Below are 14994 nucleotides of genomic sequence, written 5' to 3'. Positions count from 1 at the left end.
AATTATAATCTTATTAACATCACCAATATTATTTTATATTTTTTCCTTAGTCCATCAATTTCCTAAACATTGCTATTACTTCTTCTTTTGTGGCTTCACGTGGGTTTCCTCCATAGCAAGCATCGTTTAGGGCATCTGTTGCTAGTGTATCTAGATCTTCTTCTTTTATTTTGTCTAGTTTGGTTGGGATTCCTACATCTATTGATAGTTTTTCAACTGCATCTATTGCTGCTTGACGGTATTGGTCTTGCTTCATTTGATCAACTCCATCTACTCCCATTGCTCTAGCAATTTCTTTGTATCTTTCTCCAGTATAGTCACGGTTAAATTCCATTACTATTGGCAAGAACATTGCACAGGCTACTCCATGTGCTACATCATAGTGAGCAGATAGGGTGTGAGCCATTGAATGGTCGATACCAAGTCCCACATTTGAGAATCCCATACCGGCTATATATTGGGCAAGAGCCATTCCTTCTCTTCCTTTTTGTTCGTTATTTACTGCACCTCTAAGGTTTTCTGATATAAGTCTAATTGCTTCTAGGTGGAACATATCTGTCATTTCCCAGGCACCTTTTGTTATATATCCTTCGATAGCGTGAGTTAGAGCATCCATTCCTGTTGCTGCTGTAAGTCCTTTTGGCATGGATGACATCATGTCAGGATCTACTACCGCAATTAGTGGTATATCATTAGGATCTGCACAGACGAATTTTCTTTCTTTTTCAGTATCTGTTATTACATAGTTTATTGTAACTTCTGCAGCAGTACCAGCTGTTGTAGGTACGGCAATTATTGGTACACTAGCATTTTTGGTTTCTGCTTCTCCTTCTAGGCTTCTTACATCTTCAAATTCAGGATTAGCTATTATTATTCCAATAGCTTTTGATGTGTCTATTGATGATCCACCACCAATTGCTACGATACAGTCAGCTCCAGATTTTTTAAAGGCTTCTACACCATTTTGTACGTTTTCTATTGTTGGATTTGGTTTTATGTCTGAGTATACTTCGTAAGCTATTGAGTTTTGATCTAATAAATCTGTTACCTTTGTGGAAACGTTGAATTTGATAAGGTCAGGATCTGTTGCTACAAAGACTTTTTTGTAGCCTTGGTTATTTATTTCTCCAACTATTTCTTTTATAGCTCCTTTACCATGATATGAGATTTTGTTTAGTACTATTCTATTTACCATTTTTTCCTCCAAATTTTATATGGTTAGCATTTTATATTTACTAAGAATATATGATATTTTCATTTCGAGATTATTATACAATATATTAAATAATTTTGTCAAAATAATATTTTACTTTTTGCACATAGAAAAAGCGAGTGCCTAAACCCGCTCATTGGTTTTCTATTTGTTTAGCTCTTCTACAAAGGCTTTTACGTGGGCTGGGAGGTCTTGTGGAGACCTACTTGTTATTATTTTGTCGTCTACTACGACTTCGCTATCTTCCCATTTTGCTCCAGCGTTTATGATATCATGTTTTATAGTTGGGGTTGATGTTGCTTTTTTGCCATCAAGTATGCCTGCATCTGCTAGAACCCATGGGCCGTGGCAAATTGCTGCTACAGGTTTTTGTTGGTCGTGGAGGTTTTTGATGAAATCTACTGTTTCTCGGTGTTTTCTCATGCCATCTGGTGAGTATCCTCCTGGTATATAGGCTCCATCGAAGTCATCTGGATTGGCTTCTTTGCTTGAGATGTCTGATTTTACTAGATATCCTGCCTTTGATGGATATTCTTTGTCTTTTTCGCTTCCTACTAGGACTACTTCAAAGTCTTCTCTTAGTCTATAGTATGGGTATATTAATTCGCTTTCTTCGAATAATGCTTCTACTAATACTGCTATTTTTTTCATAGTGTCTCCTTTTTTCTTTATATCTGTATTCTTTATTTACTTACCCATGATGACCTAAGTTAAACATTTTAGGAAAGCCCATAGTAAAAGAGCCACCTAGGGCAGCTCTTCTATTGTTCATTATAGAATTTTTTGGCAAGGATTAGTGAACCTTCAGAAGGATTAGTGTATGGATCTTTGATTTTGATTTGGTTAGCAGATTTTTCTTCGATTTTTTCGATTAGTATCTTACCTAGGTTAAAGATTCCACCCGAGTAGGATACTTCTACTTCCCCACTGAAGTTTAGTCCAGCTATTATGGAGTCTATTACTAGGGCTCCTTCTGTAGCTATATCATCAAGGATTTCTTTTGAGTATTTTTCGTCCTTGTCAATGGCTTCTCCGAGAAGTTTTGATAGGTCTGCTATCTCATCTCTTCTCATTTTCTCTGCCTTGTCTATTACTTCCATATCGTCATTTATTCTCATACGGTCTTTAATCATTTGATAAAGGTCAGTTTTTTCATAACGACCATCGCTCATTTTTGTAAAGATGTTTAGGAATTTGAGTCCTATATAGTAGCCACTACCTTCATCTCCTAAAAGTGGTCCCCAGCCACCTGATCTCATAGACTTGCCTTCTTGGTCAACTCCATAGCCTATTTGGCCTGTTCCTAGGACTAGGTTAATGCCAGGATTGGCGTTTAATGATCCTGCCCAACCGTTTACGCAGTCGTTATCAACTCTAAATCTATCAGATTGGACTGCTTCTTTGATGCCCTCATGGATGTAGGCTTCTGTATCTGGGTATTGGCCATAACCTGGCGCTGCTACGAAGGTGTAGGCTATGTCTGATGGGCTGATGCCCGCTTCTTTACATACTTCTCCTACTCCTGCTTTCATTGTTTCAAAGAATTCTTCTTTGCTAACTTGTTTTGGATGTATAGTTTTTTGTTTTGATTCAAATCTTTGTCCGTCTAGGTCTAGGAGGAAGGCAGTTTTTGTTCCGCCGCCATCTACTCCTAGAAATATTTTTTTTGCCATGGTTATCTCCCTTATTTTTTCTTTATTCTCTTTCTTGTATCTAGGGCAACGGTTAAGATGATTAGTATACCCTTGATGATGATTTGTACATAGGAGTTAAGGCCTATGTATAGTAGTCCGTAGTTTATTACTTGAAGGATTATAGAACCTAGGACGATGCCTGGTATTGTTCCTATACCGCCTGAGAAGGATACACCACCTATGAGGCAGGCTTCTATGGCATCGAGGTCGTAGGATTCTCCTGTGGTTGATGTTACTGATCCTAGTCTAGGGCCTTCCAAGAATCCTGATAGTCCGTACATGATACCTGATATTAGAAATACTATCATTATAGTTTTCTTGACATTGATACCTGATACTTCTGCTGCTTCTGGGTTACCACCTACGGCAAACATATTTTTACCTAGGACTGTCTTGTTCCAAATAAACCACATAACAACTGATGCTATGGCAGCATAGATTATTAGGTAAGGAAATTGGAGGTCAGTTCCTGGGATCTTGAATCCTCCCCTTACTATATTAGCATACTTGTCAGCAAAGCCTCCTATAGGTTGAGGTCCGAAAGGGTTAGATGCTATAAATATTTGCAAGATACCAAAGATCGCTAGTTGAACACCAAGAGATGCTATGAAGGCATGGAGTCTTAGGTAGGCAACTCCAAAACCATTGATAGCACCACACAAGGCACCTATAGCTATTGCAACAAAGAGTCCTGCAAATATTGAAGGATTCTTTATGTTAGGGAAGAACTTTTGAGTAAAGTCTGGACTTTGGAGCAAGGCTCCTGCCACAGCTGCAGTAAATCCTACAATCCTACCAGCAGAAAGGTCAGTACCAGCGAGTATCAAGAGTCCTCCAGTTCCAAGGGCTATAAATAGTCTGGTTGATGTTTGTGATAAAATATTGATTATATTTCTTGGATTTGTAATAAATGTCGGATCAACAATAATAATTCCCAAAATCAAGAGACCAATTATTATGATCAAGGCATTATTTAATATAAATTCCTTAAAATTAAATGATTTCTTAGTTTGTGTTTCCATTTTTTCACCTATACGTATTTTGCTTGTAAAGCCATGATTTTTTCTTGGGTAAGGTTTTGATCGTTTTCTTCTATTCCTGCAAGCCTGCCATTACTCATAACCATGATCCTGTTACATACCATTTGTAGTTCTGCCATCTCTGAAGATATGAACAAAACTGATTTTCCTGTAGATGCAAGCTCTGTTATTAGCCTATAGATCTCATACTTTGCCCCTACGTCTATACCACGGGTTGGTTCATCTAGAAGCAAGATGGATGGATCTGTAAGGAGCCACCTACCTATAATAACCTTTTGTTGGTTACCACCTGATAGGTTCATAATCTTTGCCCTTTGGTTAGGGGTCTTGACCTTCATAGAGTCTATTACCTTGTTGGTACTTTCCTTTAGGAGCTTATCATTAACTATTCCGTTTTTGCTATATTTCTTTAGATTAGCTATGGTTGAGTTAAATCTTATATCAGCATATGGAATTATACCTGTAGCCCTACGTTCTTCTGTTACTAGGGCAAAGCCGTTTTTGATAGCCTCTGCTGGGTTCTTGTTACTAACAACCTTTCCATTTACCAAAATTTCGCCTGCTTCTTTTTCTCTAAGGCCAAAGATTGTTTCGACTAGCTCTGTCCTCCTAGATCCTACTAGGCCTGCTATGCCCAGAACCTCTCCTTTTTTTACAGAAAAGCTAACGTCCTTTATAGTAGGTTGGTATCTTCCTGTGAGGTTCTTAACTTCAAGCATTATTTCATCTCTGATATACTTGTCAGTATGGAAATTCTCATCCTTTAGCTCCCTACCTACCATAAGTCTTATGATTTCGTCCTTGGTAAGATCAGCTGCCTCTCTTTCTGTGATGAATTTACCATCACGCATTACTGTTACATAATCAGATATGGATAGGATTTCTTCCATCTTGTGGGATATGTAGATTATTCCTACTCCCTCATTTCTCAACCTATTAATAATTTCAAAAAGCTTCTCTACTTCATTTTCTGTAAGTGAGCTGGTAGGCTCATCTAGTACTAGGATTTTGGCATCGTAGGATACTGCCTTGGCTATTTCTATAAGTTGTCTTTCGGCAACTGAATATTTTCCGATGATTTTTTTGGGGTCAAAGTCAAGTCCTAGTCTATCAAATAGGTCTTGGGTTTCTTTATTCATCTTCTTTGAGTCAACCAAGCCGTACTTACTAGGGAAACGGCCAAGCATTATGTTTTCTGCCACAGACCTCATAGAAACTTGGTTAAGCTCTTGGTGAACCATGGCAACTCCAGAATCCAAGGCATCTTTGGTATCCTTATAGGAAACCTTCTCCCCGTCTATATAGATATCTCCGCTATCTTGCTTGTAGATACCAAATAAACATTTCATAAGAGTTGACTTACCCGCACCATTTTCTCCCATTAAAGCATGGACTGTGCCTCTTTTTAAGGTGAAATCTACCTTATCTAGGGCCTTAACTCCAGGGAAGGTCTTGGTAATACCCCTCATTTCTAATAAATTACTCATAATTTCCTCTTTTTTAAAATGAAGGGGGGAATCATCTCCCCCTACAAATTAGCTTATTTACCTGTATAAACTTGATAGTCAATTCTTATAGACTTGTTGTCTTCTGCAAGTTTGTAGTCTGTTCCTTCTACAAAGTCGCCATTTTCTAGTTTATTTTTCATTGTGTCAATCAGAGCCTTAGCCATGCCTTCAGCGTCTTGTTTAACAGTACCTGACATAGTTCCCTTGTCGATTTCTGCTACTGCAAGGTCTGTTGCGTCTACTCCAACTACAACCATATTATCTTCAGAAGATCCTGTGTTTAGACCAACTGCTTGTAGGGCTGAGATTGCACCAATTGCCATATCATCGTTATTAGATATAACTGCATCAATGTTATCTTGGTTGGTTTGTAGCCAAGTATCCATAGCTGTCTTAGCTTGGTCTGTACTCCATTTCGCATCTTGGAAGGCTACTTCATTAACTTCAATGCCAGCTTCTTCTATAGTTTTTACACTATATTCTGTACGAGCCTTAGCTTCTGGGTTATCAAGTCCACCATTTAGCATAACGTAATCTAGGACTCCGTTACCATTTCTGTCCATCTTACCTTCTTCCCAAAGCTTGCTAATAATTTCACCTTGCATAACACCTGCTTCTGGAGCATTTGTTCCTATGAACATAAAATTATCTAGGTCTTCTTCGCTAAGTGATTCAGTCATATCCCTGTTGAAGAAAGTTGTAGGGATACCTGATGCCTTGATGGTATCCATAGCTGTTGGGGCTGCTGAGATATCTACTATGTTTAGCAAGATACCATCTACGCCTTGAGCTGTAATGTTGTTAATTTGGTCAGTTTGAGTTCCTTGGTTATTTTGCCCATCTTGGAAAACAAGTTCAATAGAATCATCAGCTTCGTCTATTTTTTCAAGAGCTTGACGTACTGAAGCTATATAAGTATCAGATCCATTATACAAGAGTACAGCTATTTTCTTGCTATCTCCACTAGAAGAAGTTTCCTTGGTATCTGCTGATTCTGTGCTAGCGTTTTCTGCTGGAGTACTAGTTGCTTCTTCAGTATTTGCTCCTTCATTGCTGCCACCAGCACAAGCTGTTAGACCCAAAGAAAGGGCTGCCATTAGGGCAAATCTTGAAATTTTTTTAATATTCATAATTCCCTCCTGTTGAATATTATTATAAACGATTTCTTGAGGATAAAATATAAAGTAATCCCCTTGATTTTGGAGATAGTGCAATGATAAATCTCCCTTAATCATAATAATAAAACTAAAAAGGACTTTTGTCAATAGTCATTTAAGAACTTTTACAAACATTTTCAAAACCCCTACCAATAATTTTTTGCTTTAAAATCTTTAAAGGGGGTAAGTATATAAGGTAGGAGTATAACATGAAGATTATTTTAGCAGTTGATAACAATTGGGGAATAGGACTGGATGGAGATATGCTCTTTCATCTAAAGAAGGACCTCTTACATTTCAAGGAGGAGACTCTAGGCTCCCTATGCATAATGGGTAGGAAGACCTATGAATCAATAGGATGGCCCCTTCCTAAGAGAGAAAATCTTGTCCTCACCAGGGACAAGTCCTACAAGGAAGATAGGATTGTGGTTTTTAATGACCTATATGACCTCTTGACTTATGTGGATAATTCACCCAAGGAGGCCTATGTCATAGGTGGAAATGAGATAATAGAACTCTTGCTCCCCTACTGTGATGAGGCTATTATTACAAAGATTGACTCTATTAGGGAAGCCGATACCTACCTCCACAATTTTGATGAAGATCCAAGCTGGGAGGTCTATAAGGAGTCTGAGCCTCTTTACGAAGATAATCTAAAGTTTACTTATGTATATTATAGGAGGATAAAATGAGTAAAAAAGTTGAATTTTTTGTTAGTGACAAGTGTCCACATTGCGAACCATTTATAGAAGATAGAAAAGCTAACCCAGAAAAATATGAGGGTATTGAATTTGTTAATATCAACGAATCAATGGCAAATCTTAAAAGATTTCTAAAATATAGGGACACACTTTCAGCTTATGATATTGTAAAAGAAAGCGGAAGCGTTGGTGTGCCAACTAAGGTAATTGACGAAAGCGAAGTAGAATTTGTTAAATTCGAAGGTGATAAGCGCAATAACAATGTTTGCGAAATAAACTTTGACCGTTAATTTACTTCATAATAATTAAAAAGGGATTCCTGGTTGATAGGCTATTTAAACAAGCTATCTTCCAGGGAGCCTTTTGTTTTTATATTCCCTTAAGTTTTCTCCTATTTAAGTCCTTAAATTCTGCCCTAACTAATAAGACAGATATTATAAAGGCTAGAAAATCAGCTATCGGACCAGTAAAAATTATTCCATAGATCCCAAAGAACCTTGGCAAAATTAGGGCCAATGGTACGAAGAAAATCAACTGCCTTGATAAGGATACTAGGATACCCTTGTGGGGCTTACCTATGGATGTGAATAAACTTGAACTTATGGCTTGAACTCCATTTATAAAAGTCATCATCAAGAATACTCTAAAGAAGATTCTGCCAAACTCAAAATATTTCTCATCTCCTCCACCAAATAGACCCAATAATTTATTAGGTATTAATTGAAACATCAAGAAAGCTACAAAGAGTATGATGCTAGCTACCATGGTACTTATTAGGTAGGTCTTCTTGACCCTTTCATATTCCTTGGCACCATAATTATAGCTAACAATTGGCTGCATACCTTGGGATATACCGATAGCACAGGAGAAGAATATCATATTCAACTTCATGCCAATCCCTACAACAGCTAGGGGTATTTCTGCTCCATAAGGACTCAAAGGTCCATAATGAACATAGGAATTATTGATGACTATTTGTACAAAAAGAATAGCTATCTGATTAAAAAATGGTGCTAGGCCAAGTTTTGCAATATTTCCCATATAGGAGATGGCGATTTTAAAATCATCAAGCCCTATCTTTACAGTCTTAAAATGGAAGCAATAGCCTATAACAAACAAGGCTGAAATAATTTGCCCAGCAACTGTCGCTATAGCTGCCCCCTCTACTCCCATATCAAAGCCAAAAATAAAAATAGGATCCAAGATAAGGTTAATAATTCCACCGATAACACTTGCAAACATTGAATATCCTGGAGATCCGTCAGCCCTGATTAGTGCAGTACCAGCATTTGTAATTATAAGAAAAATAAATCCGTACGAAGTTATAGAAGTATAACTTATAGCATAATCCATTATTTCATCTGTAGCCCCGAAAATACGAAGCATATTAGATAGAAAAATCCTTACTAAAATCGTTATACTTAGACTTATGATAAAAATCATAAAGAAAGAATTCACTATATATTTTTTAGCTTCTCTTTCTCTCTTCATTCCCATATTCAAATTAAAATTTGCAGATCCACCTATCCCTATAAGTAATGATACGGAAACGCATAAAGTTACCAAAGGAAATGATACATTAGTTGCCGCATTTCCTAAAAATCCTACACTATTTCCTATAAAAAATTGGTCTACTATATTATAAAAAGCACTTACAACCATAGCTATAACAGACGGTATAGCAAATTTTGCCAATAAACGAGGAATACTCTCCGTTTCCAAAATATTTTCTTTATTCACTTTAACCTCCTATTAAAAACTCCTCTATTATTTTACTATAATATTCTTGAATTTCTTACTAATAGAAAATCCACCATACTTACATAAGCCATAGCAGATTGTTTTGATTCATTAGGATAGAAAATTAGTGGTATATAATCATTACTTTTATTTATAATTTTTGATATCTCTTAGTTTACAAATATAAATTTGGTAGTATAATTTTCAATGTGATTTTATAAATTTGAATTTTTTTTTATTTTTATTAGTTTTAGGAGGTTATATGGAAAGGAGAGGTTTTAACAGTAGCTTTGGGATGTTGATGGCTGCTGTTGGTAGTGCGGTAGGCCTTGGTAATATATGGAGGTTTCCCTATATAGTCGGTACTAATGGAGGAGGAGCTTTCCTCTTGGTTTATATTAGTATTTTGGTTTTTATAGGTCTTCCCATCCTCATTAGTGAGATGGTCATAGGTCGTAGGGCGAGGAGCGATAGTGTGGATTCTTTTAAGAAGCTTGCTCCAGGCAAAAAACGGTATATATCAGGACTTATTTCTGTTATCGCTTCATTTTTAATTTTGGGTTTTTATTCGGTTGTTGCCGGTTGGTCCCTAGAGTATCTAATAAAGAGCATAACCAACCAATTTAGTGGAAGTAGTCCTCAGGTGATCGAGACCATGTTTACAAGTTTTACCTCATCACCTATTAAGCCTATTGTATGGACTTTTGTATTTTTATTTGTAACTATATTTATAGTAAAGTCTGGAGTTGCTTCAGGTGTTGAGAAGGTATCGAAGTTTGCCATCCCCGTTTTATTTTTTATAGTACTAGTTCTTGGCATAAGGGGACTAACACTCGAAGGCGGGATGGATGGACTTAGGTTCTTGTTCTATCCAGATTTCTCCAACTTTACCATGGAGGGCTTTTTGGCAGCCTTGGGCCATTCCTTCTTTACCCTATCCCTTGGTGTTGGTATTATGATAACTTATGGGTCCTATGCCAAGGATGATGAAAATATAGGAAAGAGTTCCTTGCTTATATCTATCTGTGATACAACCATCGCCCTTATAGCAGGTATAGCGATATTTACTTCAGTCTTTACCTTTGGGCTAAACCCAGGTGAGGGTCCAGGACTAGTCTTTGTTACTCTTCCTAATGTCTTCCCATTGATGCCAGGTGGATATTTGTTTGGGGTAGCCTTCTTCTTGCTCTTAGCCCTTGCAGCCTTGACATCTACCATATCGCTTTTAGAAACTCTAACAGCCTTTGGCATTGATTCTATGAACTTATCAAGAAATAAGGCGGCCATAGGAATAGGAGTTTGTGCCTTTGTGGTTTCCATTATATCTTCCCTATCCCTTGGAGATACCTTCTCCATCCAAATAGGAGGCTTGTCATTTTTTGATTTTGTAGATAAGCTAACATCAAACTATATGCTAACTATAGCTTCATTTATAGAAATAATCTTTTTGGGTTGGTTCTATAAGAGGGAATATTTGAAGGATGAGCTTACCAACCACGGCAAAATCAAGGCATCCTTTTTCAAGGTCTATTACTTTATGCTGAAGTATGTAGTTCCTATAGCCATGGTTCTTATTATTCTTTCTTCCTTTGGAATATTAAAATCTGCATAAAAAATGATGGGCAGGAGTTATAATCGCTTCTGTCCATCAATCTGTCGATTTTAATCTTTATATTTCTTGTATTTTACATAGGAATTGGCTGCCATCAGTATCGCAGCCCCTACTATCAAAAAGGAAAATTTGTTCCCCTTTGATATCTGAAGTCCTCCCAGGATAAAAAGGAGGATAGCTGTAACAAGGCTGGTCAAAAATTCCAAGCCTTCTAATTTTTTCTTATCCATCTTAGATTGTTTGATCTAGTGTTTTCCAAGAAAGGAGAGCACATTTAACCCTTTGAGGCATATTTTGGATGTTCTTGAAGGCTACAGCATCTTCCAAGAGGTCATATTCCTCATCGCTTACATCTTCTCTTTTTATCATTCTGACATAGATATCTGCAAGTTTCTTGGCTTCTTCCTTGGTTTTTCCTATTATTACATCACACATAACTGATGTAGCTGCTTGGCTTATAGCACATCCCTCACCAGTGAAGGCAGCATCTACTATCTTGTCTCCATCGAGCTTTAGTTGAAGGACTATCTCATCCCCACAAGAAGGATTGTGACCTGGCTCAGTTATATCTGCATCTTCGATTTCATGCTTATTTTCTTGGTTTCTAGAATGATCTAAAATAATTTGACTATAAATTTCTTCCATATCCATTATAGACCCATCACCTTCCTTACGTTTTTTAATTCTTGGGCAAATTTTTCTACTTCTTCCCTGGTATTATAGATTGAAAATGAAGCCCTGGCTGTTGCACTTATTCCCAGGTACTTGTGGAGGGGCATGGCGCAGTGGTGACCACTCCTTACTCCTATCCCCTTGCTATCAAGTATAGAGGCTATATCATGAGGGTGGATATCATCAAAGGTAAATGATAGGACAGAGCCTGTCTTAGCCTTTTGTGGATAGAAAATTTTTATATGGTCTATATCCTTTATTAGAGAATAGGCATAGTGGCATAGGTCATGCTCATAGGCATAAATATTATCCATACCAAGCTTGTTAGTATATTCTATGGCAGCCCTTAGTCCTATAACTCCACCGACATTTTGTGTACCTGCTTCAAACTTGATAGGAGGCTTTTGGAAGGTAGATTCTTGCTCATATACATATTCTATCATATCTCCACCCAAATTGAAGGGATCGAGGTCTTCTAATAGGTCATATTTTCCATAGAGTATCCCTATTCCCATAGGCGAGAACATCTTGTGACCAGAAAAAACTAGAAAATCACAGTCTATATCACTTACATCGACCTTGACATGGGGAATAAGTTGAGCGCCATCTACTATGGCTATGGCATTTTGCTCATGGGCCCAGCCTACTACTTTTTTGATATCTATAAGCTCTCCTGTTATATTGGATGCCCCTGTTATTGATACGATTTTGGTGTTTTCCCCAATCTTTGCCCTTAGGTCTTCATAGTCTAGGGAGTAATCACTATTTAGGTAGGCATAAACTAGTTTAGCTCCAGTTTTCTTAGCAACCATTTGCCAAGGAACTAGGTTTGCGTGGTGTTCTAGGATAGTAATTAGTATCTCATCACCCGACTTTAAATTCTTTAAACCATAGGAATAGGCAAGGAGATTTAGAGATTCTGTGGAGTTTTTGGTAAAGACTATTTCATTATTAGACCTTGCTCCAATAAAGTCCCTAACCACTTCACGGGTATTTTCGTATTCTTCTGTTGCCTTCCAACTTAGATAATGGGCTCCCCTGTGAGGATTGGCATTTTCATACCTATAGTAATTATTTACCCTATCTATTACATAATTTGGTTTTTGACTTGTAGCTGCGCTATCTAGGTAAATTATATCCTTGCCAACTCTATTCGCATCTAGGTAGGCAAAGTCTTTTCTAATTTCTTCTACGTCCATATTAGTCCCTTGTGTTCATCTTGTGAACCTTAGTTTTAATTTGTTCTCTAAGCTCATCATCTTCTATCTTGTCTATGGCAGGGGAGAAGTTTGCTTCTAGCATCATTGCCTCAGCTTGTTTCTTGCTAAATCCCCTGGTCATAATGTAAAATAGCATATCCTTGTTTAGCCTACCAACACTTGCTGCGTGGTTACCCTCTACTTCCTTCTCTTCATTTAGGAGGATTGGGGCTGACTTGTTGATTACACTATCTGATAACATCATTGAGTAATCTCCAATTTTTCCATTGGCCTTATGGCAGCCCCTTCTAAGGTCTACTACCCCTTTGAAGTTTTTGACTGCCTCATCCTTTAAGGCTCCATTGAAGTAGCAAGAAGAGTCAGTATCTTCTCCATAGTGTTCATTAGTTACTAATAGGTCTAGGAAGTCCTCTTTTTCCTTAAAGTAGGCCCCATCAACTACAAGCTTACTCCTATTTCCCTTTAAGATATTATCAATGTTGACTAGGGACTTGCCTGCTCCAACCTCTATATAAGCAAGATCTAGGTAGGCTTCTTCTTCTAGGACTGAGCCTATAGAATTTAGGTTTATGGCCCCATAGCCAAGGTTTGTTACGAGGATAAGTTTTACCTGAGAATTTTTCTTTAGGTTAAGCCTTATCTTTGAGTTTAAAAAGACATTAGCTTCCCTATCATCAAAGATTGACACTATAAAGGATGACTTGGATCCTTCATTTGCATTTATTTGGATAGATGAAACTAGGGTGTCATAATCCTTGTTTAGCTCTAGATTAATTATTTCTGTATCCCTTGTTCCTTCTATATTGTAGGTTAGGGCATAGTTATTGTACTTTTCGTTTTCTGCGTTTATTTCATCTGATAGACCTACCCTATAAGGAGAAAAAGCTTCCTCTACTTCAGCTATTTTTTCTGCCTTAGACTCTTTGAAGTAGGATTTCTTCTCCAAAGCAAGGTCTTCCTTATCCAAAAAGTTTAGGCCAAGGTGTGCCCAGGTAGGCATTCTCATTTCGTTAATTCTTGCCATCAGCCGTTTGCTCCTTCAAGTTCCATATCTATAAGTCTATTCATCTCAACTGCATACTCTAGTGGCAACTCTCTTGATATAGGCTCTGCAAAACCTCTTACTATCATTGATTTTGCCTCATCTTCTGGTATTCCTCTTGTCATTAGGTAGAAGATTTGACCTTGATCGATTGATCCGATCTTTGCCTCATGTCCACAGTCGACATCATCATTTCTAATATCTAGAACAGGAATTGTATCTGATTGGCTCTCTTCTGAAATCATAAGATTTTCACAGTCTACAGTAGACTTAGAGCCAGCAGCCTTTTTCTTCATTTGAACTAAGGACCTAGTCATAGACTTGCCTGTTCCTGCAGTAATTGACTTGGTTAAGGCTGTTGAATAGGTATTTGGTGCAAGGTGAATCATAGAGCAACCATTGTCAATGTATTGGCCATTTGATGCAAAAGTGATTCCTGTATATTCGGCACTTGCTCCTTCTCCTACCAAGACTGATGTTGGATAAAGCATGGATACCTTGGATCCAAAGGATCCTGAAACCCAGATTACCTTACCACCCTCTTGGACTATGGCCCTCTTTGTGTTTAGGTTGTACATATTCCTTGACCAATTTTCTATAGTTGAGAACCTTACTTCAGCGTTTTTCCCTACAAAGATTTCAACAGAACCTGCATGGAGGTTGACTACGTTATACCTTGGGGCACTACATCCTTCGATGAAATGAACCTTGGCATTATCTTCAGCTATAATCATAGTATGTTCAAATTGACCTGCTCCAGGTGCATTTAACCTATAGTAGGATTGGAGGGGAATATCTACCTCAACTCCTTCTGGAACATAGATTAGTGAACCACCTGACCATACAGCCCCATGGAGGGCAGCATACTTGTGGAGGGTTGGTGGGATAGACTTTTGGAAGTAAGCCTTCACTATATCCTCATGGTTTCTGACAGCACTGGAGAAATCCTCAAATATTACCCCTTGGTCTGACAAGTGTTTTTGGATAGAGTGGTAGACTTCCTCACTATCATATTGGGCACCTACCCCTGCCAAGGACTCTTGCTCAGCCTTTGGTATCCCAAGCCTATCAAAAGTATCCTTGATTTCTTCAGGTAAGGCCTCCCAGGATGACTTCTTGTCAGTCTTAGGCTTAACATAGGTTGTTATATCTTTCATATCAAGCTCAGATAGGTCAGGTCCCCAACTTGGGTTTTCTAATTTCTCATAGATAGCAAGGGACTTTAGCCTTCTCCTACGCATCCAGTCCGGTTCATTTTTCTTATCTGAAATCTCATTTACAATTTGTGCATCAATACCCTTATCGGTAATATCTGCATATTCAAAGTCATTAAAGAAGTCGTAGTAGCCCCTATCTAGCTCCTTTAGCTGATTCTCTATATTAATTTCTTTCATC

15 protein-coding genes are annotated in these 14994 nt (G+C 37.7%); 3 read left to right on the top strand and 12 right to left on the bottom strand.

Annotation, left to right across the window (positions count from 1 at the left end; genetic code table 11):
- Positions 1–46 precede the first annotated feature (46 nt).
- From fucO to MUN42_RS00670, 6 genes are all read right to left on the bottom strand, one after another.
- Positions 47–1195: a lactaldehyde reductase gene (gene fucO / locus MUN42_RS00695; RefSeq protein ID WP_243342351.1), complete on the bottom strand. Its 1149-nt coding sequence runs from the start codon at positions 1193–1195 to the stop codon at positions 47–49.
- Between the two features lie 162 nt (positions 1196–1357).
- Positions 1358–1864 (bottom strand): type 1 glutamine amidotransferase domain-containing protein, encoded by a 507-nt coding sequence (locus MUN42_RS00690; protein ID WP_243342350.1) that lies wholly within the window; start codon positions 1862–1864, stop codon positions 1358–1360.
- 110 nt (positions 1865–1974) lie between these two features.
- The gene (locus tag MUN42_RS00685) at positions 1975–2886 is read right to left on the bottom strand and encodes a BadF/BadG/BcrA/BcrD ATPase family protein (RefSeq protein ID WP_243342349.1); all 912 of its coding nucleotides are present in this window, start codon (positions 2884–2886) and stop codon (positions 1975–1977) included.
- Between the two features lie 11 nt (positions 2887–2897).
- Entirely contained in the window at positions 2898–3929 is a 1032-nt protein-coding gene (locus MUN42_RS00680) for a beta-methylgalactoside transporter (RefSeq protein WP_243342348.1), read from the bottom strand.
- 8 nt (positions 3930–3937) lie between these two features.
- Positions 3938–5434, bottom strand: coding sequence for a sugar ABC transporter ATP-binding protein (locus MUN42_RS00675; RefSeq protein WP_243342347.1), 1497 nt, complete (start codon positions 5432–5434; stop codon positions 3938–3940).
- Positions 5435–5487: 53 nt separating this feature from the next.
- Entirely contained in the window at positions 5488–6585 is a 1098-nt protein-coding gene (locus MUN42_RS00670) for a galactose ABC transporter substrate-binding protein (protein ID WP_243342346.1), read from the bottom strand.
- A 236-nt stretch (positions 6586–6821) separates the two neighbouring features.
- On the opposite strand from MUN42_RS00670, the gene MUN42_RS00665 reads away from it, so the two are divergent.
- On the top strand, positions 6822–7304 hold the full coding sequence (locus tag MUN42_RS00665) for a dihydrofolate reductase (RefSeq protein WP_243342345.1): 483 nt from the start codon (positions 6822–6824) through the stop codon (positions 7302–7304).
- The gene (locus MUN42_RS00660) at positions 7301–7603 is read left to right on the top strand and encodes a hypothetical protein (RefSeq protein WP_243342344.1); all 303 of its coding nucleotides are present in this window, start codon (positions 7301–7303) and stop codon (positions 7601–7603) included. Before MUN42_RS00665 ends, MUN42_RS00660 begins: the two co-directional genes overlap by 4 nt.
- A gap of 79 nt (positions 7604–7682) precedes the next feature.
- Here MUN42_RS00660 and MUN42_RS00655 read toward each other — a convergent pair whose 3' ends face one another.
- Positions 7683–9053 (bottom strand): MATE family efflux transporter, encoded by a 1371-nt coding sequence (locus tag MUN42_RS00655; RefSeq protein WP_243342343.1) that lies wholly within the window; start codon positions 9051–9053, stop codon positions 7683–7685.
- A gap of 262 nt (positions 9054–9315) precedes the next feature.
- On the opposite strand from MUN42_RS00655, the gene MUN42_RS00650 reads away from it, so the two are divergent.
- Positions 9316–10665 carry a sodium-dependent transporter gene (locus tag MUN42_RS00650; protein ID WP_243342342.1) on the top strand — a complete coding sequence of 450 codons (1350 nt, stop codon included), beginning with the start codon at positions 9316–9318 and terminating at the stop codon, positions 10663–10665.
- A gap of 50 nt (positions 10666–10715) precedes the next feature.
- On the opposite strand, the gene MUN42_RS00645 is transcribed toward MUN42_RS00650, so the two are convergent.
- From MUN42_RS00645 to sufB, 5 genes are read right to left on the bottom strand one after another with little or no spacing between them, the layout of a single operon-like run.
- Complete coding sequence (locus tag MUN42_RS00645) at positions 10716–10895, bottom strand: hypothetical protein (RefSeq protein WP_243342341.1); 180 nt, start codon at positions 10893–10895, stop codon at positions 10716–10718.
- A 1-nt stretch (position 10896) separates the two neighbouring features.
- Positions 10897–11316 carry a Fe-S cluster assembly sulfur transfer protein SufU gene (gene sufU / locus MUN42_RS00640; RefSeq protein WP_243342340.1) on the bottom strand — a complete coding sequence of 140 codons (420 nt, stop codon included), beginning with the start codon at positions 11314–11316 and terminating at the stop codon, positions 10897–10899.
- Positions 11316–12536, bottom strand: a complete 1221-nt coding sequence (locus tag MUN42_RS00635) for a cysteine desulfurase (RefSeq protein ID WP_243342339.1) — start codon at positions 12534–12536, stop codon at positions 11316–11318. The genes sufU and MUN42_RS00635 overlap by 1 nt, the downstream gene beginning before the upstream one ends.
- A 1-nt stretch (position 12537) precedes the next feature.
- Entirely contained in the window at positions 12538–13581 is a 1044-nt protein-coding gene (locus MUN42_RS00630; RefSeq protein ID WP_243342338.1) for a SufD family Fe-S cluster assembly protein, read from the bottom strand.
- A complete protein-coding gene (sufB, locus tag MUN42_RS00625; RefSeq protein WP_243342337.1) occupies positions 13581–14993 on the bottom strand; it encodes a Fe-S cluster assembly protein SufB in 1413 nt (470 codons plus the stop codon). The genes MUN42_RS00630 and sufB overlap by 1 nt, the downstream gene beginning before the upstream one ends.
- Between the last annotated feature and the right edge of the window lies 1 nt (position 14994).

This window comes from Anaerococcus sp. AGMB09787 (assembly GCF_022808955.1).
Lineage (GTDB): Bacteria > Bacillota > Clostridia > Tissierellales > Peptoniphilaceae > Anaerococcus.
The sequence above is the reverse complement of the archived record's forward strand: the minus strand, read 5'-3'. Positions and strand labels throughout refer to the sequence as shown.